This is a genomic window from Nocardia sp. NPDC003183, from assembly GCF_053590715.1.
The window spans coordinates 176,991-201,058 of the sequence record NZ_JBSFTG010000008.1 but is presented as its reverse complement, the minus strand read 5'-3'; the positions used below and the strand labels follow the sequence as shown (position 1 = coordinate 201,058).

The following is a 24,068-nucleotide window of genomic DNA, read 5'->3' as shown; positions in this document are numbered from 1 at the left end:
CGCTCCCGGGTCAGGCGGTGGCGAGTAAGCCGTCGACGAAAGCCAGGACCCGTTCCCGCGATTCGACGCCGACCTGTTCGTGTCCGCCCGGGTACTGCGCGAACTCGACCTGGGTGCCCGCCGATCGCATCTGCGCGAGCAGCGCGAAGGTCAGCGGCAGCGGAACCACCGTGTCGGCCGCGCCGTGGGCGATCAGCACCGGTTGGCGATAGCCGACCGTGGGGACCACCATGTAGTCGCGCAGGGCCGCGCCGATGCCGTCGGCGGCCACGGGCTTCGCCAGGAGCGCGCCGATCGACGCATTGCCGACGGCCCGGTCGAAATCGTCGACACAACTGGTGGCGATCGCGTCGACCACTTCGCGGCCACGCGCGCTGAGCAGACCGTTCACATCCAGATCGGGACGGGTGGCGCGAAGCCCGGCGAGCATGCCCGCGAACGGGCCGACGAGCCGGTCCACCACGGGGAGGTTCGGGACCTCGGGACCGAGCTGGGTCAGAATCTGCTCGTAGTTGGATGCCGGCGCCAGTGCCACGGTGCCGCGGAAGTCCAGTTCGGGCGCGTAGTCGCCGGCGAGATTGCCGGTCCCCAGTGCGGCATGTCCCCCCTGCGAACCGCCGACCACGGCCCACGTCGGCGCCAGACTCGGCTCCGCGGCCCGCGCGGCACGAACCAGGTCGATCGTGGCCGTGGCCTCGGTGCGAGTGTGCAGGTACGGGTGCACGGTGTCGGAGCCGGGCGACAGGCCGAGATAATCCGGTGCGACCACCGCCCAGCCACGATCGAGGAACGCTTGCAGCAGCGGGCGTTCATGCCGCGCCTTGTCGGTGGTGAGGCCGCAGTCGGGCCCGAGCCCGCTGGTCCCGTGATCCCACGCCACCACCGGATAACCACCTTCCGGGGCGGGCGAATCCGGGAGCAGCACCAGACCTGCCGCGTTCGCGATGCCGTGCGTCGCACCCTCCGTGCGGTATTCGACGATGGCTGCCCGCGACCATTCACCCCAGCCGGCAGGCTGCGCGGTGTGGGCAATCAGCTGCCCCGGCGCGACGGGCGCCGCCTGCGCCGCGGGCCCCGCGCTCACCGCGCCGATCAGCACCAGCGCCGCGGCCACCGCCACCCGGCCGGCCTGGGCAATCACATCGTGCACGGCCATTGCGCCTCCATCGTCGATCCCACTGTCCGCACTTGCGACGGTAGGCGATCTACTGCCGAGAAGCACCTTCGTGCCCGTCACCAGAATCGAATCTGCTGCGTCGCAAAGGTTTCCAGAGCCCTATGCGGCGCCGTGCGGAATTTCGGCGCCCACCTTGGCCCAGCGACCGGATCGTGCGCGGGCGATGACGGCCAGCAGTCGAGCCAACATGAAGACGACCAAACCGGTCCAGATTCCCGCCACGCCCCAGTCGAAGATCAGCGACAGCCAGATCAGCGGCAGGAAGCCGGTCAGGGCGGCGACGAGGGTCGCGGTGCGAAGGAAGGCGGCGTCACCCGCGCCGAGCAGGACGCCGTCGAGGGCGAACACCGCGCCGGCCACCGGGATCATGGCGACGAAGAACCACCAGATGACATGGATGCGTTCGAGGACCTGGGGGTCGTCGGTGAACAGCAGCGGGATCGCGGTCACGCCCGCGGCGAAGACGGCGGCAAGGAGCAGCGCGAAGATCTCGGACCAGACCGTCACCCGGCGCGCGATCGCCTTGGCGCCGTGGGCATTACCGGCACCGAGAGCCGCGCCGACCAGGTCTGGGCGGCGATGGCGAGCGAGTCCAAGGTCAGGGCGAGGAAATTCCAGAGTTGCAGGACCACCTGGTGGGCGGCCACGGACGCGGCGCCGAAACGGGCGGCCACCGCGGCGGCGGAGACGAAGCAGATCTGGAACGACAGACTGCGGATGATGAGGTCGCGCCCGAGGACGAGTTGAGCGCGCATCACCGCGACGCGCGGGCGCAGCGAAACCCGTTCGCGCAGCAGGGCATAGGCGAACAAGACGCCGGAGACCGATTGGCCGACGAGGTTCGCCACCGCCGAGCCGGCCAGTTCCATCCGCGGTGCGCCGAGCAGTCCGTACACCAGAACCGGGCACAGCACCGCCGACAACGCCAGACCCACCACCACATAGGTCAGGGGTCGTCGCACATCCTGCACACCGCGCATCCACCCGTTGCCCGCCATCGACAGCAGGATCAACGGCACGCCGAACAGCGCGATCCGCACCCAGATCAGCGCCTCGTCGGCGATCTCCCCACCGCCGGAGAGCACCGAACACAGTGGCACCGCGAACAACTGGATCACCGCGACGATCACCAGACCGATCGCCACACCCACCCAGCTGGCCTGTACGCCCTCCTCGACAGCACCTGTCCGATCCCCCGCACCGTGTCTACGGGCCGCACGCGCGGTCGTCCCATAGGACAGGAACGTCAGCTGGGTGCTCACCGACCCGAGGATCACGGCGCCGACGGCCAGCCCGGCCAGTGCCAGCGCCCCCAGCCTGCCGACCACCGCGATGTCGAAGAGCAGATACAGCGGCTCGGCGACCAACACGCCCAGGGTGGGCACGGCGATGCCGAGAATTCGCCGCGGCCCGACCTGGTCGGCCTCATCGCCGGTCACGGCTTCGTCCCTCGGTTCAGCGGACCCCACACCGACCTCCCACGGTCACCACGAACTCATCGGACGCGCTGCCGACCTGCCGATGGTGGCACACGCCACCGACACCATCGCCCACCGCGCAGCGCCACCGGAGCGATCTCGCCGATCGCCGGGCATGATCATGTTCGCGGTGGTGGCGCACCGACGCCGCCACCCACATCGCCGATCACGCCCGCCGATCGCGGACACACCTCCCGATCAGCACGAAACCGCGGGTACGAAGTGTGGACGGCAGGCAGGATGAGCGACGATACTGGTCGCCTGCCCAGCTCGGGTGGGACGATGACATGCCGCGGACGCCTGGTTCGCCCGGACAACTCAGGATCGACCATGGTGTTTGTGCAGCGATGGCGGGTGATCACGGCGTTCGCCCTGGTCGGCGCGGCCACCCAGCTGGTGTGGCTCACCTACGCGCCGGTGACGACCGTGGCGGCGGAGCACTTCGGTGTGTCCGAGTCCGCGATCGGGTGGCTGGCGAACATGTTCCCGCTGCTCTACGTCGTGCTCGCCGTGCCCGCCGGAATCGCACTCGATCGCTGGTTCCGTCCCAGCCTGATCGCCGGCGCGGTTCTCACCGCGATCGGTGCGGCGCTGCGCCTGCTCGACGGCGGTTTCGCGATCGTGCTCATCGGTCAGACCGTCGTCGCCATCGCGCAACCGCTGGTGCTCAACGCCATCACCGGCATCGCGGGGCATTATCTCGACGAGAAGGACCGGCCGACCGGTATCGCGGTGGGCACCGCGAGCACCTTCGCCGGGATGGCCGCCGCGTTCGTACTCGGCGCGGCGCTGCCCGCGCAAAGCCAGCTCACCGCCCTCACCGCGATCGGCACGATCTTCGCCGCCCTGGCCGCGGTCGCACTCACCGTCGAACTGATGCGCGCGGGCACCGGACCTGCCGCGAGCACATCGACCTCGTTCGTCGCGCTCCGAGCGACCCTCGGGGACCGGTATGTGCGCAGACTCTGCGTCACCGTGTTCTTCCCCTTCGGCACGTTCGTCGCGCTGGCGACCTATGGCCAAGCGCTGCTGGAACCGTCCGGCGTGAGCGCGGACGCGGCCAGCATCGTGCTGCTGGTGAACGTCCTCGCCGGTGTCGTCGGCTGCGCGGTGATTCCGGTCGCGGTCCTGCGCCGCGGTATCGAACTCCCCGCCGTGATGGTCGGTCTCACCGCCAGCGCCGCCGCCTGTCTGCTCGTCGCCCTCGCCCCCGGCCTCGCCACCGGCTTCCTGGCCTTCGTGCTCATCGGCCTGACCCTGCTCCCCGCCCTCCCGATCGTGCTGGCCATGGCCGAACGCCACACCGGCGCCGCGGACGGCACCGCCGCGGGCCTCATCTGGATGACCGGCAATCTCGGCGGTCTCGTCGTCGCGGGCCTGACCGGCCTCCTCGTAGACCAGCCCGCCCTGGCCTTCACCCTCTGCGCCACCACCACCGTCCTCGGCGTCCCCCTGGCCCTGCGCCTGCGCCGCGAGAAGGCCGTCGCCGCGACCTAGGTCAGCCCAGTGCGGCGATCAGGGCACGCACGACATCCTCGGCGTTGCCGTAGGTGGTGTAGCCGGCGGCGAAGCGGTGGCCGCCGCCGCCGAAAACGCCCGCGACCGCGGCGACATCGACGCCGTCGGTGCGGCCTGGGGCAGAGTCGCGGGAGCGCAGGGAGACCGTCCAGCGGTCGTTCTGGCCGCGGGCTTCCTTGAAGACGGCGGCGATGCCCGCTTCGGCAGTGGTCCGGATGACGTCGATGACGCTCTCGACCTCTTCGGGCCCCACGTCGTGGGTGTCGGCGGCGCGCACGAGCGCGTAGACCAGGCCGACACCGGCGGCGGGCACGACCACGGCGGTGGACAGCACCTTCGACAACATCGGGAGCCAGGCGTAGGGGTGGGTGTCGAGCAGGACACGGGTGATCTCGGTGCCGTCGATGCCGGTGGCGAGCAGGCGCTCGGCCATCGCGTGGCTGCCGGACCGGGCCCAGCGGAACGAGCCGGTATCGGTGACCAGGCCCGCGAACAGGCAGTGCGCGATGGGGGCGTCGATCTCCACGCCCCACGCATCGAGGAGCCGGGTCACCAATTCGGTGGTCGAGGCCGCGGATTCGTCGATCAGGTCGACAGTGCCGAAGCCGTCGTTGGCCCGATGATGATCGATCACCAATGTCATGGTCGCACCGGGTAATCGGTCGGCGAGAGCGCCGAGACGGCTGCGCGCGCCGCAGTCGACAACGATCAACAGGTCCACCTCGGCCGGCACCTGCGCGGGCGGCACCACCAGCTGCACACCGGGCAGCGTGCGCAACGAAGCGGGCAGCTCAGCGGGCTCGGCGAAGGACACACACACCGGTACCTCGCGCCGGTGCAGGGCCAGCGCCAGCGCCAGCCCGCTCCCCACGGTGTCGGCATCGGGCTGCACGTGGCACAGGATCGTCACCGAGCGCGCCGCCGCCAAGGCGGCGACGGCAGTGCCCAGTTCGGTCCCGTCGCGGACGCTGGTCATCCGGCGTCCACGACGGGTACCGGTCGTCGGCCCGACAAGGCGGTGGCCACCGGGCAGGATGACGCACCCTGCGTGGTCACTCGGGCTACCGCCTGCGGGCGCTGACCGGACATGCCTGCCTACTCGTCTTCGTCGTCGCGATCGGCCTTGTACGGGTCGGCCTCGCCCGCGTGCTTGGCGTTGGCGGCGACCTTGGCCACCTCGTCGTCGATGGCGCGAGCTCTCGCGAGCAACTCTTCCATCTCGCGGGCCACCTCGGGCACCTTATCGAGAGTGAAAGACAGGATCGGGGTGAACTTCACTCCGGTACCCGCGCCCACCTTGGACCGCAACACACCCTTGGCCGCGTCGAGCCCGGCGGCGGCCTCGGCGTAGTCGGGTTCGGCGTCGATGGTCTCGCCCATCACCGTGTAATAGACGTTCGCCTCGCGCAGATCGCCGGACACCTTGGCATCGGTGACGGTGACGAACCGCAGCCGCGGATCCTTGATCTCGTATTCGATCGCGGTGGCCACGATCGCGGAAATCCGCTTGGCGAGCCGGCGTGCCCTGGCTTGATCAACCATGGCTGAACCTCCCTAGTCTTCGGGTCCGAAGATCCGGCGGCGTACTGCCAGCAACTCTATCTCCGGACGCGCGGCAACGTGCCGCTCACACTTGTCGAGCACCTCGTTCAGGTGTCCCGTTTCCGCACTGACCATGGCAACCCCGAGCAGTGCCCGGCGGTGCAGGTCCTGATCTCCGGCTTCGGCGGCATTCACGCCGAAGCGCTTTCCCAGCTCGGCGAGGATCGGCCGGATCACCGACCGCTTCTCCTTGAGCGAATGCACGTCACCGAGCAGTAGATCGAATTCGAGCGCACCGATGAACAGCGGTGCTCACCTCCTGGTAGATGGGGTTCCCGCAAGACTCCACGCCGCACCCGAAGAATCGGATGCGGCGTGGATCGAGCGGTATTGCGTTTATCAGTCGCGCGGCTTTTCACGAAGCTCGTAAGCCTCGATGATGTCGCCGTCCTTGATGTCGCTGTAGGTGACGGTCATACCGCACTCGAAACCTTCGCGAACCTCAGGAGCGTCGTCCTTCTCCCGCTTGAGCGAGGAGATGGTCATCGTCTCCGCGATCACTCGACCGTCACGGATCAGGCGCGCCTTGGCGTTGCGCTTGACCGAGCCGGAGGTGACCATGCAACCGGCGATGTTGCCGATCTTGGACGAACGGAAGATCGCGCGGATCTCGGCGCGGCCCAGCTCGACCTCTTCGTAGATCGGCTTGAGCATGCCCTTGAGGGCCTTCTCGATCTCGTCGATCGCCTGGTAGATCACCGAGTAGTACCGGATGTCGACGCCTTCGCGGTTGGCCAGCTCAGTGGCCTTGCCCTCCGCGCGGACGTTGAAGCCGATGATGATCGCGTTCGAGGCCGACGCCAGGTTGACGTTGGTCTCGGTGACGCCACCGACACCGCGGTCGATGACGCGCAGACGCACCTCGTCGTCGATCTCGATGCCGAGCAGGGCCTCTTCGAGGGCCTCGACGGTACCGGAGTTGTCGCCCTTGAGGATCAGGTTGAGCTCCGAAGTCTCCTTCAGTGCGGCATCCAGATCTTCCAGGCTGATCCGCTTGCGGCTGCGAGCGGCCAGCGCGTTGCGCTTGCGTGCGTTGCGGCGATCTGCGATCTGCCGGGCGATGCGGTCTTCCTCGACCACGATCAGGTTGTCACCGGCGCCGGGCACCGAGGTGAAACCGATGACCTGGACCGGGCGCGACGGGGTCGCCGCGTGGACGTCCTCGCCGTGCTCGTCGACCATGCGACGGACGCGACCGTAGGCGTCGCCCGCCACGATCGAGTCGCCAACGTGCAGCGTGCCGCGCTGGATGAGCACGGTGGCCACGGGGCCACGGCCGCGGTCGAGGTGCGCCTCGATGGCGACACCCTGGGCGTCCATGTCCGGGTTGGCCCGCAGGTCGAGCGAGGCATCCGCGGTCAGCAGCACGGCTTCGAGCAGCTGATCGATGTTGGTGCCCTGCTTGGCCGAGATGTTGACGAACATGGTGTCGCCGCCGTACTCCTCGGTGACCAGGCCGTACTCGGTGAGCTGCTGCTTGATCTTGTCCGGGTTCGCACCCTCTTTGTCGATCTTGTTGATCGCGACGACGATCGGCACATCAGCGGCTTGGGCGTGGTTGATCGCTTCCACCGTCTGCGGCATGACGCCGTCGTCGGCCGCGACCACGAGGATCGCGATATCGGTGGCCTTCGCACCACGAGCACGCATGGCGGTGAACGCCTCGTGACCCGGGGTGTCGATGAAGGTGATCAGACGCTCTTCCTCGTTGAGGTTGGTGAGCACCTGGTAGGCACCGATGTGCTGGGTGATGCCACCGGCCTCGCCCTCAGCGACGTTGGCCTTACGGATCGTGTCGAGCAGTCGGGTCTTACCGTGGTCGACGTGACCCATGACGGTCACGACCGGCGGACGGTGCTCGAGGTCGTCCTCGCCGCCGGCGTCTTCGCCGTAGGTGAGGTCGAACGACTGCAGCAGTTCGCGATCTTCGTCCTCGGGGCTGACCACGTGGACGACGTAGTTCATCTCGCCGCCGAGCAGCTCGAGGGTCTCGTCGTTCACCGACTGGGTCGCGGTGACCATCTCGCCGAGGTTGAACAGTGCCTGCACGAGAGCTGCGGGGTTCGCATCGATCTTCTCGGCGAAGTCCGACAGCGATGCGCCACGGGCGAGACGGATGATCTCGCCGTTGCCGCGGGGCAGACGCACGCCACCGACGGCGGGAGCCTGCATGTTCTCGTACTCGGCGCGCTTCGCCCGCTTCGACTTACGGCCACGGCGAACCGCGCCACCGGGACGACCGAAGGCGCCTGCGGCACCACCACGGCCACCGGGACCACCGGGACGACCGCCACCGCCACCGGGACGACCACGGAATCCACCGGCCGCGGGAGCGCCGGCACCGGGAGCGCCGGGGGTACCGCCACCGCCACCGCGGTAACCGCCACCGCCGCCGCCACCACCGGGACGGCCTGCGCCGCCACCGCCGGGAGCGCCACCCGGACGACCCGGACGGCCACCGGCCGCGGGGCCGGGACGTGCGGAGCGTGCGGGCATGGCGCCGGGGTTCGGACGCGGAGGCATCGAACCCGGGTTGGGACGGGGACCACCGGGACGCGGGGCACCGCCCTGCGCGGCGGCCGGACGCTGACCCTGACCACCCTGACCGGGGCGGGGACCGCCCTGACCGGGAGCGGGACGCGGGCCACCCTGACCGGGAGCCGGACGGGGACCGCCCTGACCCGGAGTGGGACGCGGGCCACCCTGCGGAGCGGGACGCGGTGCCGGACGCTCACGATCGGGCGCCGAGCTGAACGGGTTGTTGCCGACGCGCGGAGCCTTCGGCCCCGGCTTCGGGCCGGGACCGGCCGGACGCGGACCGGGCGCGGCAGCACCCGGCGTCGCCTGACCCGGACGGGTCTGACCTGCGGCGGGCGCCTGTGCCGGACGCGGCGCGGCGGGAGCCGGACGCGGGCCGGGCGCGGGGGCGCCTGCGGGCTTGGTGGCCGGAGCCGACTGCGCGGCGGCCGGAGCGGGGCTCGCGGGTGCCGGAGTAGCGGGCTTGGCCTCGACCGGAGCGGCCTGTTCGGGCTTCGGCGCAGCCGGCGCGGCAGCGGCTGCCGGGGCGGGAGCGGCCGGAGCCGGACGCGGACCGGGGCGAGGGCCACCGGGGGTGGGCTTGGCAGCCGGACGGGCTGCTGCTGCCGACGACGGGCCGGGACGGGCCGCCGACTTGGCATCGGCCGCCGGAGCGGACTTCGACGCCAGTGATTCGCGCAGACGACGTGCGACGGGTGCTTCCACCGTCGAGGACGCCGACTTCACGAACTCGCCTTGCTCCTTGAGCTTCGCGAGTAGTTCCTTGCTTGTGACACCGAGCTCTTTAGCCAACTCGTGCACGCGGGCCTTGCCTGCCACTGCTCTCCTCACTGAGAGGCCGAGCAGTGACGCCGCCTAGGTAAGGCGGGCCCGCACGACCTCGGGTTATCTCCGACGGACGTTCATCGTTGGTGCTTCACGGTGTGCTCATGAGTGCTCGTGCCTGTTCTCGAGGTACTGCTCCAGGGCTGAGATATCCAGATTTCCGGACACTCGTAGGGCTCTGCCGAATGCTCGGCGCCGCTCTGCGGAACGCAAACAAACTGAAACGGGGTGCAGCCATGCACCCCGTCCGGGCTGTCTGCGCCGCGGATCGGGAACAATCGCGACATCGGTGTTCCGATGCTGCGCCACGATCCGCAACAGGTCGGCAGACGGCTCGCGCTGACGGCATCCGATACAGGTGCGAACGGATTGCGCGGGCCGGTCCTGTACCCACTCTACCGGTGACCCGGTCATAACGACGAACCCCTCCCCTCCGGAAGTTACGAACATGTCATCCGCCGGTCGGGATTCGACGTGTTCGGATCAGCTACGGTGCGCTTCCGGCCGGGCGGAGTCGTCCGGTTGCGGAGCCGCGTCGCTGCGGATATCGATGCGCCAGCCCGTCAGACGGGCAGCCAGGCGGGCATTCTGGCCCTCCTTGCCGATGGCGAGGGAGAGCTGGAAGTCCGGCACGATCACGCGTGCCGCCCTGGCGTCGGGATCGACGACGGTGACCGAAACCACCTTCGACGGCGAGAGCGCATTGCCGACGAACGTCGCCGGATCCTCGGCGTAGTCGATGATATCGATCTTCTCGCCCGCCAGTTCACTCATCACGTTGCGCACGCGCTGACCCATCGGGCCGATGCACGCGCCCTTGGCGTTCACGCCCGGCACAGTGGACTGCACGGCGATCTTGGAACGGTGTCCCGACTCGCGCGCCACCGCGACGATCTCGACGGAACCGTCGGCGATCTCGGGCACCTCGAGCGAGAACAGCCGCCGCACCAGATTCGGGTGGGTGCGCGAGAGCTGGATCTGCGGACCACGCGGGCCACGCGAGACACCGTAGACGTAGCACTTGATCCGGTCGCCGTGCTCGTAGGTCTCGCCCGGCACCTGCTCGGCGGGCGGGATCAGTCCCTCGGCGCCGTTGGCCTCGCTGCCGATGCGCACCACCACGATGCCGCGGGCATTGGCCCTGGCGTCGCGCTGGACCACACCGCCGACGATCTCACCCTCGTGGGTGGCGAAGTCGCCGAAGGACTTCTCGTTCTCGGCGTCACGCAGCCGCTGCAGCACCACCTGGCGGGCGGTGGTCGCGGCGATGCGGCCGAAACCCTCCGGGGTGTCGTCCCATTCGGAGACGAGGTTGCCGTCGGCGTCGAGCTCACGCGCCATCACCCGCACCACACCGGTCTTCTGGTTGATGTCGATGCGCGCGTTGGCCTCGTGGCCGTCGGTGTGCCGGTAGGCGGTGAGCAGTGCCGACTCGATCGCCGAGATCACGGTCTCGATCGAGATACCTTTGTCGGCGACGATCGCCCGCAAGGCTTCGATTTCAATATTCATTCCGCAACCCCTTCGGTGGGAGTGTCACTGTGTTGTCCTGGTGCGGCGAGGTCGGCGGGTTCTTCGCCCGGAACCGGGCGGCCCGGTGCGATACCGCCCGCGAGCTCGAGTTCGGCGGCGCCCGGTGCGTTGAACTCGACCTGGACGACAGCCTCGGCGATATCGACGACCGGAACGTGTACGCGGTGTGGCTTCACCTTGCCGCCGATGACGAGCGCGATGGCGGTGGCGTCGTCGGTGAACTGGCCGACGCGCGCGTCGAAACGGGCCTTGCCCTCGATCCGCTCGGCGCCGTCGGCCAGCTTCACGCGGACCTTGCGGCCCTGTGCGCGCCGCCAATGCCGTTCGGTGGTGAGCGGGCGCTCCACGCCGGGAGTCGTCACTTCGAGCAGATAGGCGGCTTCGCCGAAATCGCCTGCGGCATCGAGAAGTTCGGACATCTCGCGGCTGAGCGCGGCGATGGCGTCGAGGTCGGCGGGGCCGTCGCTGTCGACGGTGACCTTCACTCGAACCGGAGCCAGCTCGCCATTGCCCGCGGCGGCGATCGCGACGCCCTCGAGGTCGAATCCCCGGCGTGCGACGAGCTCAGCGACTAGCTGGCTCACCCTTTCCTCGGTGGGCATCGGCATATGGGCGGCTCCTGGTTCAGTTGTGACGCGATCGGAAATATCTACGCCGAAGGTCTAGCGTAACGCGCTCAGAGAGTGTAAAGGACCAGGCGCTGAGCGCCACGCACCGGTCCGACTCGGCGTGCCCGAGGCCTGTCAGCACGCATGCGTGCCGCCCGCGTGAGATCTGGCACGATGGTCAACGTGCCCCACCGCCATTCCGTCCCGCCGAGAGCCGGGCGACCTTCCGGCATGCGTTCCGACCGGCACGAACCCTCTCGGTTACGGGTCGAGCCCGCCGACGCGCACCTCGCCGGGCCGACGCCGGCTCCCACCGGCGCGACCGCGTCGCCGCCGCCCGCCGTAGTGCCGCATCCCACACCGGTGCAGCAGCTTTCACCGTCGGCGACCGGACGGGTCGACACCCGGCCTGCCTGGCGCCGCCGCACCGTGCTCCGACTCGTCGGCGCGAGCGCGATCAGCCTTCCCGTGGTGGCCACGCTGGCCGCCTGCACCGAGGACGATACCGTCCACGCGCCGGATCCTCTTGCCGCGCAAGAAGTTCTGGCTCGCGCCGATGCCGCGGCCGCGACCGCGGCGATCGCGCTGGCACCCCAGTCGAATGCCGCGCTGAGCACGATCGCCACCGAGCGCACCGCGCACGCCGACGCGCTCCGCACCGAAATCGACCGGGTGATCGGCGTGTACGGCGACGGCACCACGCCCGTTCATCGCACGGGCGCCGTGACCGTGCCCGGCCCCGGCGGATCGCCGGTCCCGGCCTCGGAGGCCGAGACCGCGTCCGCGCAGCCGGCCACCCTCGCGCAAGTGCGTGATCAGCTGGTCCGGTCCCAACAGTCCGCCGCCGCCCTGGCCCGCACCGAAACCGGCTATCGCGCAGGTCTTCTCGCGTCGATCAGCGCGGCCTGTGCCACCCAGGCGGGAGTCCTGCTGACATGACCGAACAGCGAACGGCACTGCAGAGCGCACTCGATGCCGAGTACGCGGCCGTCTACTCCTACGGCCTGATCGCCGCGTACGCCAATGCCGACCGGTCCCGGCTGGTCGCCGAGTTCAGCGCCGCGCATCGAGCACGTCGCGACAGCACGGTCGAACTGCTCGAAGCGGAGGGCACCGCACCGGACGCTCCCCGCGCCGCCTACACCCCACCCGCCCCGGTCGACGACCCGATCCCCGCGGCACATCTCGCGGTGAGCGTCGAAACCGATTGCGCGGCAGCGTGGTACGCGGTCGTGGAGAACGCGACCGACGAAGTGGTGCGCGCCACCGCGACGGAAGCCCTCACCGAGGCCGCCGTTCGCCGCGCTCGCTGGCAGACGATTCTGGGATCGGTCCCGGTCACCGTCACCTTCCCGGGACGGGCGTAGCGAACCGAGTCGGCGATTGCGGGCAGATCGGCGATCTACCCGCAACCGAGGTCCCGACTACGGGCGCATCGCGTACGCGCCGTCGTAGGCCTCGACCTGCTGCCACACCCGGCCGAAACGCTCGGCGTCGGCAACCGGGCTGCGCAGGGCCCCGATCGCCCAGGCACGCTGAGCCTCGGTGACCGACGGCTTGCCGAGCAGCGCCGCCGCCTGGGTGTTGAAGTCGCGGATCTGGAAGTCGAAGATCTGATCGAGCACATCGCGGTCGAGCCCGGTGAGCTCGGCCTGCTCGAGAATCAGCTGCCCGTAGACCACCGTGGAGAACAGGTGGCCGATGGTCAGCATGAAGTCCAGGTCCTTCTGCTGGTCCGCATCGGGTGCCGCGGTGAGCAGCAGGCTGCGCAGCGCTTGGGCCTGCTCGTAGAACCTACCGACATTCGGGACCGCGGATGCCTGCTCATAGGCGGGGGTCCAGTCGGCGAACTGCACCTTGCCCGCGCCGCGCGCCGGACCCTGCTGCCAGAAGAACGGCTGGTCGCCGGGGGCGAGGTCGGTGCCGATCGCCGGGTATTCCTTCGGGTTGAGCAGGTAGTTCGGCATGAACTTCAGGATCTGCCCCACGTTCACGTGCACGGTGCCCTCGAGGCGCGGCAGGTGGTTGATGTAGCGCGAGGCCTGCGCGAAGTAGGTGGCCTTCTCGAATCCCTTGGCCGCCAGCACATCCAGCAGCAGGGTCATCGCGACCTCGGCCTCGGAGGTGACCTTGGACTTGGTCATCGGGTTGAACAGCAGGTAGCGGCGGTCCTCGAGCGAGGCGCTGCGGAAGTAGTCGACGGCGCGGTCGCTGAACAGCTTCATCGCGATCAACCGCGCGTAGGCGTCGACGAAGTTGCCGCGCACATGGGCGAAGTCGGTGACGGGGTTGCCGTAGAGGATGCGGTTGTTGGCGTGGGTGATGGCCTCGAAGAACGAGTGCTCGACCATGCCGATGCCGCCGTGGCAGAGGTTGAACTTGCCGACGTTGACGGTGTTGAGCGCGGCCGAGAAGGCCTCCGGCCCCTCGTGCAGCAGGTCGGCGGCGGTCACCGGGTAGTTCTCCAGCCGGAAGTGGCTGACATACATCTGACCGTGGATGACGCTCTCGATCAGGTGGTAGTCGTCGTGGCGGCTGTCGGCGGCGAACCAGATGTAGCCCGCCGGACCCTCGACGTCGGCGCGGCGCGAGAACACCGACACCATCGAGGCGACGTTGCCGTTGCCGATGTAGTACTTCTCGCCGCTCGCCCGGAACAGGATGCCCGCCTCGGCGTCGGCGCTGCCCGGCTCGCTCGGGGTGAGGATCAGGTCGGTGTTGTAGATGTCGGCGCCGTGGTCACGCTCGGACAGCGCGAACGCCATCACCTGACCGTCGTCGAGGTCTGCGGCGGCCTTGCGCTTGGCGACCTCGTTATCGCTCTGCCAGATCGGGCCGAGGCCGAGGATGGTGACCTGCTCGGCGTACCAGTACGCCAGTCCGTAGAACCCGAAGATCTCCGCCAGCGCCGCGTTGCGGGCCGCGTCCCAGCGCTTGTTCGGGTCGCCGTCGGCGTAGGCGGCCGGGGTCAGGAAGGTCGCGAACAGCTTCTCCTTGCCGACGAACTCGAGGAACTCCGAGGTCCACACCGCGTCGCGATCCTCGACCAGCAGCTGCGCCTTGCCCTTGGACTCGAACCACTCGATGGTGGCCTTCAACAGCCGCCGCGTCTCGACGTCGAAGTGCTGCGGGTCGTAGGTGGCCGGGTTGAAAAGCAGGCTGGGCGAACTCGTCATGCCGTTAACTTATCAGCGCCGCCCACTCGCCACGCCGACCCTCACACCCTCTACCAGCACTTTCGCCTACGTAGCCGTAAGTTCGAACGGCCAAGGCCTCCTGTTCGACGACACCCGGCGCTGGGCGATTACAGTGCTGCGGGGGTCGGTTCGCCGACATATCCGGCGCGCCGGAAGCGATTCAGCCCGAGTTCTGTCCCGAGCTCCGCTCGCCTCCCAGGGTTGCGCACGTAGAAGACGAACAGGTGGTAGACCCGGGTCGGGTCGGTCTCGAGGTCTGTGTGCACGATGTCGATCGTCCGGTAGCCGGTTTCGGCATCGCCGGTGACGAGACTGGTCAGGTTGGTTCCGCTACCGAATCTGAACGCTTCCCGGCGGCTGCGGGCGCCGACCGCCGAGACGTCCTGCCAGCCAACCCTGGTCGGGCCGTTGCCGAAGTCGATCGAGATGTACCGCGGGGTGAGTTCGATGCCGATGTTGCCGAGGGTCTTGCGAGAGCGGTACGTGCCGAAACCGAGGAGCAGCGCAACCGAGGCCGGCAAGGACATGAGGAAAAAGAGCGCCGCTCCCATCGACCAGTCGTCGTTCAACGATGCGATGAACTGCCACAGCCCAGCTCCGAGCACGGCCACTCCGAACGCAATAGCCACCAGACTTCCGGTCGAGGACGGCCGCGGCACCGGCAACACAAGTGCCGGGCCGTCGTCGGTGGCATGAATCTCAGCGGCCACCGGAGCGGCTCGTGGGATCTCCGACCATCCCCAACCGGTGAAAACAGCAGTCAGGGGACCGAGCAGCACAAGCCCGAAGAGTCCGGGTGCCACCGATCCCGGCTCCGTCACCATCGTCGAAACCAGCCCCAGCGTCACCGGCCACAAGACCAGCGCACACGCGAACGGCAACACCACATAGCGATACGCGCCGAACGCCTTCCGCTTCCACTCCCCCGGCAACGGCAAGTCAGACGTACTCCGATACCTACCCACAATGCCCCCATTACGATCCGCGCCTACGCGGTCGCGGATCTGATTCCAGCCTCTGTCGCACCTTGCACCGCTTGGATGAGTTTCGGCACCATGCCGATGATCGTCGACGCTTCTTTCGCGAGTGCCAGCAGGATCTGCGACAGCTTCGATCCCGCGCCGGAGATGCTCAGACTGGCGCGTGCGACGGCCCCCAAAGATGCGGTCCCCCCGGTGCAAATAATGATCGCCGCGGCCTCGACGAGTACGCCGGCCAGCCAGTTCAGGAGTTCGATCACGACACCGCGCACCCCCTCCACCAGGTCGCCGAGCGCGGCGTTGACTTTGCTCAGCGAGGAGGCGAGGGAGGACTGGGCCTCGATGTCGGCCATGAACGCGTCGGCCTTGGTCTTGTAGGCGGTGCTGGCGGCGCCGCCCCATTCACTGACATCTTTCTGGAGTTCGGTGTTCCATGTCGCCGCGGCTTGCGTCAGCGCCGTGGAGATGTTCTCCCAGGACTTGGAATACGCCTTGACCATATCCGGGTTACCGGTGACCCAATCGAGCCCCTTGCGCAGTGGTTCGACGTTCTCCAGCATCCAGCCCATCAGCAGGGCGCCCACGATATTGAACGGATCGAATTTCGCCAGGGGAACCCCTGTTGCCATGCGCTTCTGGTACTCCAGCACGTCCGCGGCGGCCACGGCGACCGCGGAGGCTTTGAGGGCTGCGCCATACAGGTTCTTGACCGGGTCTTCCCCGTTCACCGCTTCCTTGACGAGCCCGGCGGCTTCCCAACCATCACCCACCGGTGTGCCTTTGAACAGACCTGATTCAGCGCCATCGCTGTTGATCCTGGGGAGCAGAGCCTTCTGGTCGAACCCATACGCCCCCTCGTCGTCGACTTTCCCGTCGATCAGTTCGTTGCCCGCGGGCGGGGCGGCGTCGTCGAACGGCATGGTTTCCCCCTATTTGATCTGGCTTTGTTGACGCTCGATCGCGGCCTGACGGTCGGCATCGAGGGTTTCGAAGGTGTCCGCGCAGTACCGCAGCGTCTTCGGCAGCGTCTCGGTCGTTTCGACGATCTTCTGCAGGCTGTCGGTGATCCGCTCGTGCAGTGAGCTCACGGTCAGGTCCGCGTACCACCCGACGAACAGGCCGTAGCCGTCGTCCAGCGTGGACAGATAGTCGGCCGCTTGTTTGGCCGCACTGAGGTTCCCGAGCGTCGATTCGACCGCGCCGGCGTGCGCACGCACGCTCTCCGGTTTGACGACGACATCATCGCTGTTCCACATCTACGTCCTCATTCCAGCCATGACTTCTTGCTGAAGTACTCGTCATCCTCGTCCGGCTCGTCAGGTGTGACGATCTGATCCCGATCCGGCTTGCGGCTGAGCGTTTCCGTGGCAGGCGGTTCCCATGTCGACTGTGACGCGGGCGCGGAACTGGCCGGCGGAGGCGCGTACTGGGGTCGGGGCGGAAGATGCTCGCCCGCGAGCTCTGCCTCGACGTCCGGGAATCGCTCGGCGAGAATGTCGAGAATCGACTCACCCGCCGGGTCTTCGCCCACGACCCGACTCATGACATCAGCAACCTCGGACCGCAACGTCACCTGGGCCTTACGCATACACGACAGGATTTCCGCCGACAGTGCGTCAGGATCCATACTCCGCGTAGCCGGTCCCAGGCCGATCGCCGTCGGCACCCCGGTGCTGTCCACCGTGACGCTCACGCGCCCGCCCGAGCTGGACGCGGTCGCCGACGTCATGGCCATCTGCCCCTGCAGCTCTTCGTACCGCTGCGCTTTCTGCTCCAAATCGGCTGCGAACCGCGCCAATTCCTCTGCGGCACGGCTCGGATCGAAGCCGACCATCGGTACCTCCCCTGACGACAACTGTCGGACCAGACTCTGTCAACGAAACACACACCACGCAAATCTCAGGGCGATCTTTCGGCTCCGTCCACTGGATTGGACGCGCCATAGACCCATTCGGTTCCAGCGAGTTTCAGCGGGTCTCAGCGCCTGAAAACAGCACATCGCGCTGCCCCACCGGAAGTGGGACAGCGCGATCGGTGCGATGAACTCAGCCGCGAACCTTGGCGGTGACCGCGCTGACGGCGTCTTCGGCCGGGATCTCCTCGGCTTCGCCGGTGAAGCGGTTGCGCAGCTCCACCTTGCCCTCGGCCCAGCCGCGGCCGATGACCAGGATCCAGGGCATGCCGAGCAGTTCGGCGTCCTTGAACTTCACGCCGGGTGAGGCGGTGCGGTCGTCGAAGAGAACCTCGAGGCCTTCGGCGTCCAGGCCCGCGACGACGTGTTCGGCGCCGTCGCGGGCGGCGGCGTCCTTGTTGGCGATGACGACGTGCACGTCGTACGGGGCGACCTCGGCGGGCCAGCGCAGGCCCTTCTCGTCGTGCTGCTGTTCGGCGATCACCGCGACCATGCGGGAGACACCGATGCCGTAGGAACCCATGGTGAGGCGCACCGGCTTGCCGTTCTCGCCGAGCACGTCGATATCGAAGGCGTCGGTGTACTTACGGCCGAGCTGGAAGATGTGACCGATCTCGATGCCACGGGCGGACACCAGCGGGCCCGCGCCGTCGGGCGAGGGATCGCCGTCGCGGACCTCGGCGGCCTCGATGGTGCCGTCGGGGGTGAAGTCGCGGCCGGCGACCAGGCCGACAACGTGCTTGCCCGCCACGTCGGCACCGGTGATCCAGGCGGTGCCGTCGACGACGCGGGGGTCGACGAGGTAACGAACACCGTTGGCGGCCAGGCCCTTCGGGCCGATGTAGCCCTTCACCAGGAACGGGTTGGCGGCGAAGTCGGCCTCGGTGAGCAGTTCCACCTCGGCGGGTTCGACGGCGGCGCCCAGACGCTTGTCGTCGACCTCGCGGTCGCCGGGGACGCCGATGCCGAGGATCTCGGTCTTGCCGTCGGGGTGGCGCAGCTTCACCATCACGTTCTTCAACGTGTCGGCGGCGGTCACCGTGCGGTCGAGGACCTTCGCCTCGTTGGCCCAGTCGACCAGCGTCGCGATGGTGGGGGTGTTCGGGGTGTCGTATTCGACCGCGGCGGCCTGGCCCTGGATGGGCAGCGGCGCGGGCGCGGGCGTGACCACGGCTTCCACGTTCGCCGCGTAGCCGGACTCGACGCAGCGCACGTAGGTGTCCTCACCGACGGGGCTGGCGGCGAGGAACTCCTCGGACGCGCTGCCGCCCATGGCGCCGGAGGTGGCGGCCACGATCACGTACTCGACGTCGAGCCGGTCGAAGATGGCCTGGTAGGCCTTGCGGTGGGTGGCGTAGCTGTTGGTGAGACCGTCGTCGTCGATGTCGAAGGAGTAGGAGTCCTTCATCACGAACTCGCGCCCGCGCAGGATGCCCGCGCGGGGACGTTCCTCGTCGCGGTACTTGGTCTGGATCTGGTAGAGCGTGACCGGCAGATCCTTGTAGGAGTTGTACTCACCCTTGACGGTGAGCGCGAACAGCTCCTCGTGGGTGGGCCCGAGCAGGTAGTCGCCGCCCTTGCGGTCCTTGAGCCGGAACAGTCCGGGCCCGTACTCGGTCCACCGGTTGGTGGTCTCGTAGGGCTCGCGCGGCAGCAGCGCGGGCAGCGAGATCTCCTGGGCGCCGGTGGCGTCCATCTCCTGGCGCACCACGTCCTCGATCTTGCGCAGCGTGCGCAGACCGAGCGGCAGCCACGAGTACACGCCGGGGGCGACCCGGCGGACGTAGCCGGCGCGAACGAGCAGTTTGTGGCTGGGCACCTCGGCGTCGGCGGGATCGTCTCGCAGGGTGCGCAGGAACAGGCGGGAGAGGCGGGTGATCACGGATGCACAGGGTAGTCCCTGGTCCGCGCGGGGCGACAGCCGATTACCACCTGGGCGCCCGCAGGCCCCCGAAAACCGGTTCCGACAAAAGAGCGCATACCAGGTTACCCACTACAAATCTATTTCAATCATCAGATAACAACCTGATAACGTAACCGCATCTGACAATTCTTACGTGACTAGATTTTCTCTATAAGTCAATTACGCACTTACAACAGAAAATTGGCGGCGGTGACGCCGCCCTTGCGAGAGGTCACAATGGCTGAGACGAAATCCATGTCGAAGCGCTGTACAGCGGTGTTCACCGGAGCCGCGTTGGTGGCCGCGGCCCTCGCCGGATGCACCAAGACCGAGACCACCGAGAGCGGTCAGCTCCTGCAGTCGCTGAAGGACAAGGGCACGATCACCGTGGGTTTCGCCGGTGAAGCGCCCTATTCGTTCGAAGAGGGAGGCCAGCTCACCGGTGCCACGGTGGCCCTGCACAAGGAGATCTTCGCCAACCTCGGCATCAAGACCGTCGACGGTGTGCAGACCGAGTTCGGCGCACTGATCCCCGGTCTGCAGGCCAATCGCTTCGACGCGGTCAGCGCCGGGATGTCGATCTTGCCGAAACGCTGTGAACAGGCATCTTTCAGCGAACCGGAATTCATGTACACCACCGCGCTGATGGTGAAACCCGGTAATCCGATGAATTTGACGGATATGCAGTCGATCAAGGCCGGTGGCGCGAAGATGGCCGCGATGACCGGCGCCATCGAATCCGATTACGCCAGCTCGCTGGGCATCGACGCCACCCAGGTCGGCACCCCGCAGGACGGCATGGACGCGGTCACTTCAGGGCGCGCCGACGTGTTCGCACTCACCGCGATCTCGCTGAATTGGCTCAAGAGCCACACCCCCAACGCCGCGGTCGACGTGACACCGTCGTTCGTGGCCGTCATCGACGGCAAACCGCAGGTCGGCGCCGGTGGCACCGTGTTCCGCACCACCGATCCCGATCTGCTCGCCGCCTACAACGCCGAGCTGGCCAAGATCACCGGCGACAAGGACAAGTACTTGTCGATCGTCGGGAAATTCGGGTTCACCGAGCGCGAGCTGCCCGATCCGAAGTACACGACGGCCGCGCTGTGCAAGGGCGAAATCTGATCCACGCATGAGCAATGTCGATGCGGTCCGCGATGCCCTGCCCTCGTTGTGGCAGGGCATCGCGGTCACGCTGGAGCTGACCATCGGCGGCGCGCTGCTCGCGTTCGCCCTCGCCCTCGCCCTCGGCACCACGGCCCGCGTGCGCAATCTCGCGGCACGCGGCAGTGCCAGGGTCATGATCGAATTCTTCCGCGGCACCTCACTGCTGGTGCAGATCTTCTGGCTGTTCTATGTACTGCCGTTGCTCGGCTACAAGCTCGACCCGCTGTTCTGCGGCATCCTGGCGCTCGGCCTCAACTACGGCGCCTACGGCGCCGAGGTGGTGCGCGGCGCGCTCAACGCGGTGCCGCGCGCGCAGTTCGAGGCGGCGGTCGCGCTGAACTTCAGTCCGTGGCAAAGGATGCGCAGGGTGCTGTTCCCGCAAGCATGGGCGCTGATGCTGCCCTCGCTGACCAATCTGCTGGTCCACCTGCTCAAAGGCACCGCAGTGGCGTCCTACATCACCCTGCACGACCTGACCTACGAGATCGGTGACCTGCGCAAGACCACCAGCGACACGCTGTTCTCCTTCGGTGTCGGCCTGGTCATCTACTTCGTCCTCGGCTACCTGCTCACCCTGGGCATGAACCTGCTCGAAACCCGCGCCAAGACCAAGCTGGGTCGCGGCGCGTCGCTCAAGGAGGTCCTCAGCCTGGCGCCCGACGACACGAAGGTGGCGCCATGAGAGCCGAATGGAGTTGGGAGCGCGCCCGCGAGGCGCTGCCGGTGCTGTGGGACGGCTTCCAGATCACACTGCTGGCCACGGTGCTCGGCTTCGCCCTGGCCGCGGTGCTCGGGCTGGCGATCGCGATCATCCGTCGCACGATGCCGCGCCCGATCGCCGCGCCGGTGCACGCGGTGAGCGAGTTCGTCCGGCTCACCCCGCTGGTCGTGCAGTTGCTGTTCGCCTACACACTGTTCACGCAGTTCTCGGCGTTGCAGATCGGCATCGTGGTGCTGGGCATCCACTATTCGAGTTACCTGGCCGAGGTGTACCGGGCCGGGATCGAGGCGGTGCCGAAGGGACAGTGGGAGGCAGCGCGCGCCCTGTCGTTGCCGCCTGCCCGCACCTGGGGCGCGGTGGTGCTGCCGCAGGCGATCCGGGCGAGCCTGCCCGCGCTCGGCACCAACGCCGTCTCGATGTTCAAGGACACACCGTTCCTGTTCGCCATCTCGGTCGTCGAATTGGTGACCGCCGCACAGCAATTCGGGGCACGCAATTTCGCGTACCTGGAGTCGATCACGATGGCCGGGGTGTTCTTCCTCGTCGCCAGCTACCCGACGTCTGTGCTGATCAGAAGACTGGAGAAGCGACTTGCCTACTACTGACGAGATGATCCGATTCGATCAGGTGGTCAAACGCTTCGGCGACCTCACCGTGCTCGATCACCTCGATTTCAGCGTGCGCCGCGGGGAGAAGGTCACCCTGATCGGGCCGTCGGGGTCGGGCAAGACCACCATTCTGCGGCTGCTGATGACCCTGGAGACGATCAGCGACGGCGTGATCTGGGTCGACGGTGAACCACTCACCCACACCGAGCGCGGCGGAAAGCTGGTGCCCGCCAAGGAGAAACACCTGCGCGCGGTGCGGACCAAGATCGGCATGGTGTTCCAGCAGTTCAATCTGTTCCCGAACATGACGGTGCTGGAGAACATCACCGAGGCGCCGATCCATGTGCTCGGCAAGTCGAAAGACGCAGCGCGCGAACGTGCCCGCCATCTGCTCGACGTCGTCGGCCTGTCGGACAAGGCCGGCGCGCATCCCTCGCAGCTGTCGGGCGGGCAGCAACAGCGGGTCGCGATCGCCCGGTGCTGCGCGATGGATCCGAAGGTCATGCTGCTCGACGAGGTGACGTCGGCCTTGGATCCGGAACTGGTCGGCGACGTCCTCGACGTGCTGCGCACCATCGCCGAAACCACCGACATCACCATGCTGATCGTCACCCACGAGATGCGTTTCGCGCGCGAGGTCTCGGATCGGGTCCTGATGTTCGACTCCGGTCGCATCGTCGAACAGGGCCCGCCGGAGCAGATCTTCGAAGCACCGACCAACGAGCGCACGCGCAAGTTCCTCGAAGCCGTGCGCTGAACCACGCGGACAGCGGATCGGGGCGGGTCCAGCAAGGCCGCTGACCGCCGGACGACCGGTCCGCGGCGGGGCGGGGCGCGGTGGTGGTTGCGGCGACGATTACCGTTGTCGATCGTGCTGGTGCTGCTGCCTCCCTCCGAAACCAAGTCCGACGGCGGATCGGGCGTGCCGCTGGAACTCGCCGATCTCGCGATGCCGCAGCTCAGCGCGATTCGCGACAAGTTGATCACCGAGGTCGTCCAGCTGGCGGCCGACCCCGCTGCCTCGGCCGCGGTGCTCGGCCTGGGTAAAGGCGCCGACGCGGAGATCGCCCGCAACGCGAGCCTGCGCACGTCGGCGACCCGCCCCGCCCTCGAGCGCTACACCGGGGTCCTCTACGACGCCTTGGACGCGAAGTCGTTCACCACGGTGCAGCGGGCCAAGGCATTCGCCCGCCTGGGGATCGGATCGGCCCTGTTCGGCGCAGTTCGCGCGGCCGACCCCATCCCCGCCTACCGCCTCTCCGGCGGCACCAAACTGCCAGGGCTGCCGACACTTTCGGCCCTCTGGCGCGACGTGCTGCCCGACGCTCTCTACGCGGAGGCCGCGGGCGAGCTCGTCATCGACCTGCGGTCGGGTACCTACCAGCAACTCGGCCGAGTCCCCGGCGCCGTCACCGCCAATGTGCTCACCGAGCACCCGGACGGCTCACGCACGGTGGTCAGCCACTTCAACAAACATCACAAGGGTCTGCTCGCCCGCGCGTTGGTCCTCACCCGCGCCGACCCCACCGACATCCGCGCCGTTGCCCGGGTAGCCACCAAGGCAGGCCTGCGCGCCGAAATCGCCTCCCCCACCGAACTTCTGATCATCACTCGGTGACGGGCGCCATCAGCTGGATGAGGTTGCCGCAGGTGTCGTCGAACACCGCGGTGGCGAACGCGCCCATCGGGGCGGGGGCCTGCGTGAAGAAGACATCGCGGTCGAGCAGGCGGCGGTATTCGGCGTCGAGATCGTCGACGGTGAAGACGATGACGGGGATACCTTCGGCGCTCAGTGCCGTTTTGTAGGCCTTGGCGGCCGGATGCTGGTCGGGCTCGAGCAGCAGCTGGATGCCGTCGACATCGGCGGGTGAGACGAGGGTGAGCCAGTCGAATTCGCCGAGCGAGACCTTGTCTTTGACCTGGAAGCCGAGCACGTCCGTGTAGAAGGCCTCGGCCTTGGCCTGGTCGTCGACGAAAACGCTGGTCACTCCGATGCGGATCATGTGTCCTCCTGAGGGATGGGCCAACGCACCGAAATCGCCTGTAGCGGCGTGAAATCGGCGTGATGGAACTTGTATCGGCCTTGCCGGCGGGTATGGACGAGACCGACTTCCTCGAGCACGCCCAGGTGCTGGGTGATCGCCTGACGTGACGAGCTGATGCCGTGCTTGTTCACGAGGCGGGCGCACAATTCGAACAGGGTTTGCCCGTCGCGATCAGCCAGTTCGTCGAGCAGCGCGCGTCGTGTCGAATCCGCCAACGCGGTGAAGATATCGGTCACTCCGCACGCTCCGTTCACTC

Annotated in this window: 24 protein-coding genes and 1 pseudogene; 8 read left to right on the top strand and 17 right to left on the bottom strand. The window is 67.8% G+C overall.

The window, feature by feature from the left end; all coding sequences use genetic code 11:
• Positions 1–10: 10 nt before the first annotated feature.
• The gene (locus ACWDXS_RS23425; RefSeq protein WP_449968647.1) at positions 11–1,156 is read right to left on the bottom strand and encodes a lipase family protein; all 1,146 of its coding nucleotides are present in this window, start codon (positions 1,154–1,156) and stop codon (positions 11–13) included.
• A 120-nt stretch (positions 1,157–1,276) separates the two neighbouring features.
• Positions 1,277–2,616: pseudogene (locus tag ACWDXS_RS23420) on the bottom strand (MATE family efflux transporter).
• A gap of 369 nt (positions 2,617–2,985) precedes the next feature.
• Between ACWDXS_RS23420 and ACWDXS_RS23415 the strand changes: the two are divergent.
• Positions 2,986–4,152, top strand: a complete 1,167-nt coding sequence (locus ACWDXS_RS23415) for an MFS transporter (RefSeq protein WP_379314450.1) — start codon at positions 2,986–2,988, stop codon at positions 4,150–4,152.
• Between the two features lies 1 nt (position 4,153).
• On the opposite strand, the gene ACWDXS_RS23410 is transcribed toward ACWDXS_RS23415, so the two are convergent.
• The 7 genes from ACWDXS_RS23410 to rimP all read right to left on the bottom strand — a co-directional run bounded on the left by ACWDXS_RS23410 (position 4,154) and on the right by rimP (position 11,279).
• Positions 4,154–5,149, bottom strand: a complete 996-nt coding sequence (locus ACWDXS_RS23410) for a DHH family phosphoesterase (protein ID WP_449968644.1) — start codon at positions 5,147–5,149, stop codon at positions 4,154–4,156.
• A 119-nt stretch (positions 5,150–5,268) separates the two neighbouring features.
• Complete coding sequence (gene rbfA, locus ACWDXS_RS23405) at positions 5,269–5,715, bottom strand: 30S ribosome-binding factor RbfA (RefSeq protein ID WP_378626520.1); 447 nt, start codon at positions 5,713–5,715, stop codon at positions 5,269–5,271.
• Positions 5,716–5,727: 12 nt separating this feature from the next.
• Positions 5,728–6,021 (bottom strand): DUF503 domain-containing protein, encoded by a 294-nt coding sequence (locus ACWDXS_RS23400; RefSeq protein WP_378628258.1) that lies wholly within the window; start codon positions 6,019–6,021, stop codon positions 5,728–5,730.
• Between the two features lie 93 nt (positions 6,022–6,114).
• On the bottom strand, positions 6,115–9,132 hold the full coding sequence (gene infB / locus ACWDXS_RS23395) for a translation initiation factor IF-2 (RefSeq protein ID WP_378992336.1): 3,018 nt from the start codon (positions 9,130–9,132) through the stop codon (positions 6,115–6,117).
• Between the two features lie 108 nt (positions 9,133–9,240).
• Positions 9,241–9,552: a YlxR family protein gene (locus ACWDXS_RS23390; protein ID WP_101468594.1), complete on the bottom strand. Its 312-nt coding sequence runs from the start codon at positions 9,550–9,552 to the stop codon at positions 9,241–9,243.
• A 69-nt stretch (positions 9,553–9,621) separates the two neighbouring features.
• Entirely contained in the window at positions 9,622–10,650 is a 1,029-nt protein-coding gene (gene nusA, locus ACWDXS_RS23385) for a transcription termination factor NusA (RefSeq protein ID WP_378626517.1), read from the bottom strand.
• On the bottom strand, positions 10,647–11,279 hold the full coding sequence (gene rimP, locus ACWDXS_RS23380; protein ID WP_378992335.1) for a ribosome maturation factor RimP: 633 nt from the start codon (positions 11,277–11,279) through the stop codon (positions 10,647–10,649). The genes nusA and rimP overlap by 4 nt, the downstream gene beginning before the upstream one ends.
• 231 nt (positions 11,280–11,510) lie before the next feature.
• On the opposite strand from rimP, the gene ACWDXS_RS23375 reads away from it, so the two are divergent.
• Together ACWDXS_RS23375 and ACWDXS_RS23370 are read left to right on the top strand one after the other, a co-directional pair.
• Positions 11,511–12,218: a hypothetical protein gene (locus tag ACWDXS_RS23375; RefSeq protein ID WP_449968638.1), complete on the top strand. Its 708-nt coding sequence runs from the start codon at positions 11,511–11,513 to the stop codon at positions 12,216–12,218.
• Complete coding sequence (locus tag ACWDXS_RS23370) at positions 12,215–12,646, top strand: ferritin-like domain-containing protein (protein WP_378992332.1); 432 nt, start codon at positions 12,215–12,217, stop codon at positions 12,644–12,646. The genes ACWDXS_RS23375 and ACWDXS_RS23370 overlap by 4 nt, the downstream gene beginning before the upstream one ends.
• A gap of 57 nt (positions 12,647–12,703) precedes the next feature.
• Here the strand turns inward: ACWDXS_RS23370 and ACWDXS_RS23365 are convergent, their stop codons facing one another.
• From ACWDXS_RS23365 to ACWDXS_RS23340, 6 genes are all read right to left on the bottom strand, one after another.
• Positions 12,704–14,455, bottom strand: a complete 1,752-nt coding sequence (locus tag ACWDXS_RS23365) for an acyl-CoA dehydrogenase family protein (RefSeq protein WP_387442312.1) — start codon at positions 14,453–14,455, stop codon at positions 12,704–12,706.
• Between the two features lie 128 nt (positions 14,456–14,583).
• Positions 14,584–15,414 (bottom strand): hypothetical protein, encoded by an 831-nt coding sequence (locus tag ACWDXS_RS23360; protein ID WP_449968634.1) that lies wholly within the window; start codon positions 15,412–15,414, stop codon positions 14,584–14,586.
• A gap of 50 nt (positions 15,415–15,464) precedes the next feature.
• On the bottom strand, positions 15,465–16,376 hold the full coding sequence (locus tag ACWDXS_RS23355) for a WXG100-like domain-containing protein (RefSeq protein WP_449968631.1): 912 nt from the start codon (positions 16,374–16,376) through the stop codon (positions 15,465–15,467).
• A gap of 9 nt (positions 16,377–16,385) precedes the next feature.
• Positions 16,386–16,712, bottom strand: coding sequence for a type VII secretion target (locus tag ACWDXS_RS23350; protein WP_449968628.1), 327 nt, complete (start codon positions 16,710–16,712; stop codon positions 16,386–16,388).
• An 8-nt stretch (positions 16,713–16,720) separates the two neighbouring features.
• Positions 16,721–17,290 carry a YbaB/EbfC family nucleoid-associated protein gene (locus tag ACWDXS_RS23345; protein WP_449968625.1) on the bottom strand — a complete coding sequence of 190 codons (570 nt, stop codon included), beginning with the start codon at positions 17,288–17,290 and terminating at the stop codon, positions 16,721–16,723.
• 211 nt (positions 17,291–17,501) lie between these two features.
• Positions 17,502–19,250 (bottom strand): proline--tRNA ligase, encoded by a 1,749-nt coding sequence (locus ACWDXS_RS23340; protein ID WP_449968622.1) that lies wholly within the window; start codon positions 19,248–19,250, stop codon positions 17,502–17,504.
• A gap of 276 nt (positions 19,251–19,526) precedes the next feature.
• Between ACWDXS_RS23340 and ehuB the strand changes: the two genes are divergently transcribed.
• From ehuB to yaaA, 5 genes are all read left to right on the top strand, one after another.
• A complete protein-coding gene (ehuB, locus tag ACWDXS_RS23335) occupies positions 19,527–20,396 on the top strand; it encodes an ectoine/hydroxyectoine ABC transporter substrate-binding protein EhuB (RefSeq protein WP_378992405.1) in 870 nt (289 codons plus the stop codon).
• A gap of 7 nt (positions 20,397–20,403) precedes the next feature.
• Positions 20,404–21,120 (top strand): ectoine/hydroxyectoine ABC transporter permease subunit EhuC, encoded by a 717-nt coding sequence (gene ehuC, locus ACWDXS_RS23330; RefSeq protein WP_449968619.1) that lies wholly within the window; start codon positions 20,404–20,406, stop codon positions 21,118–21,120.
• Positions 21,117–21,764, top strand: coding sequence for an ectoine/hydroxyectoine ABC transporter permease subunit EhuD (gene ehuD / locus ACWDXS_RS23325; protein WP_378992328.1), 648 nt, complete (start codon positions 21,117–21,119; stop codon positions 21,762–21,764). The genes ehuC and ehuD overlap by 4 nt, the downstream gene beginning before the upstream one ends.
• Before the next feature lie 4 nt (positions 21,765–21,768).
• Positions 21,769–22,524: an ectoine/hydroxyectoine ABC transporter ATP-binding protein EhuA gene (gene ehuA / locus ACWDXS_RS23320; protein ID WP_378992326.1), complete on the top strand. Its 756-nt coding sequence runs from the start codon at positions 21,769–21,771 to the stop codon at positions 22,522–22,524.
• Between the two features lie 114 nt (positions 22,525–22,638).
• Entirely contained in the window at positions 22,639–23,385 is a 747-nt protein-coding gene (gene yaaA, locus ACWDXS_RS23315; RefSeq protein WP_449968614.1) for a peroxide stress protein YaaA, read from the top strand.
• Here the strand turns inward: yaaA and ACWDXS_RS23310 are convergent.
• Both ACWDXS_RS23310 and ACWDXS_RS23305 read right to left on the bottom strand, forming a co-directional pair.
• On the bottom strand, positions 23,375–23,767 hold the full coding sequence (locus ACWDXS_RS23310; protein ID WP_378992404.1) for a VOC family protein: 393 nt from the start codon (positions 23,765–23,767) through the stop codon (positions 23,375–23,377). The two genes, yaaA and ACWDXS_RS23310, sit on opposite strands and share 11 nt — an antisense overlap.
• Positions 23,767–24,048: an ArsR/SmtB family transcription factor gene (locus ACWDXS_RS23305; protein WP_378992324.1), complete on the bottom strand. Its 282-nt coding sequence runs from the start codon at positions 24,046–24,048 to the stop codon at positions 23,767–23,769. The genes ACWDXS_RS23310 and ACWDXS_RS23305 overlap by 1 nt, the downstream gene beginning before the upstream one ends.
• Between the last annotated feature and the right edge of the window lie 20 nt (positions 24,049–24,068).

Bases quoted from the DNA above. Each gene is read 5' to 3' on its own strand.
- ACWDXS_RS23425 (WP_449968647.1), bottom strand. From the start codon at position 1,156: ATGGCCGTGCACGATGTGATTGCCCAGGCCGGCCGGGTGGCGGTGGCC.
- ACWDXS_RS23415 (WP_379314450.1), top strand. From the start codon at position 2,986: ATGGTGTTTGTGCAGCGATGGCGGGTGATCACGGCGTTCGCCCTGGTC.
- ACWDXS_RS23410 (WP_449968644.1), bottom strand. From the start codon at position 5,149: ATGACCAGCGTCCGCGACGGGACCGAACTGGGCACTGCCGTCGCCGCC.
- rbfA (WP_378626520.1), bottom strand. From the start codon at position 5,715: ATGGTTGATCAAGCCAGGGCACGCCGGCTCGCCAAGCGGATTTCCGCG.
- ACWDXS_RS23390 (WP_101468594.1), bottom strand. From the start codon at position 9,552: ATGACCGGGTCACCGGTAGAGTGGGTACAGGACCGGCCCGCGCAATCC.
- nusA (WP_378626517.1), bottom strand. From the start codon at position 10,650: ATGAATATTGAAATCGAAGCCTTGCGGGCGATCGTCGCCGACAAAGGT.
- rimP (WP_378992335.1), bottom strand. From the start codon at position 11,279: ATGCCGATGCCCACCGAGGAAAGGGTGAGCCAGCTAGTCGCTGAGCTC.
- ACWDXS_RS23375 (WP_449968638.1), top strand. From the start codon at position 11,511: ATGCGTTCCGACCGGCACGAACCCTCTCGGTTACGGGTCGAGCCCGCC.
- ACWDXS_RS23370 (WP_378992332.1), top strand. From the start codon at position 12,215: ATGACCGAACAGCGAACGGCACTGCAGAGCGCACTCGATGCCGAGTAC.
- ACWDXS_RS23365 (WP_387442312.1), bottom strand. From the start codon at position 14,455: ATGACGAGTTCGCCCAGCCTGCTTTTCAACCCGGCCACCTACGACCCG.
- ACWDXS_RS23355 (WP_449968631.1), bottom strand. From the start codon at position 16,376: ATGCCGTTCGACGACGCCGCCCCGCCCGCGGGCAACGAACTGATCGAC.
- ACWDXS_RS23350 (WP_449968628.1), bottom strand. From the start codon at position 16,712: ATGTGGAACAGCGATGATGTCGTCGTCAAACCGGAGAGCGTGCGTGCG.
- ACWDXS_RS23345 (WP_449968625.1), bottom strand. From the start codon at position 17,290: ATGGTCGGCTTCGATCCGAGCCGTGCCGCAGAGGAATTGGCGCGGTTC.
- ehuB (WP_378992405.1), top strand. From the start codon at position 19,527: ATGTCGAAGCGCTGTACAGCGGTGTTCACCGGAGCCGCGTTGGTGGCC.
- ehuC (WP_449968619.1), top strand. From the start codon at position 20,404: ATGAGCAATGTCGATGCGGTCCGCGATGCCCTGCCCTCGTTGTGGCAG.
- ehuD (WP_378992328.1), top strand. From the start codon at position 21,117: ATGAGAGCCGAATGGAGTTGGGAGCGCGCCCGCGAGGCGCTGCCGGTG.
- ehuA (WP_378992326.1), top strand. From the start codon at position 21,769: ATGATCCGATTCGATCAGGTGGTCAAACGCTTCGGCGACCTCACCGTG.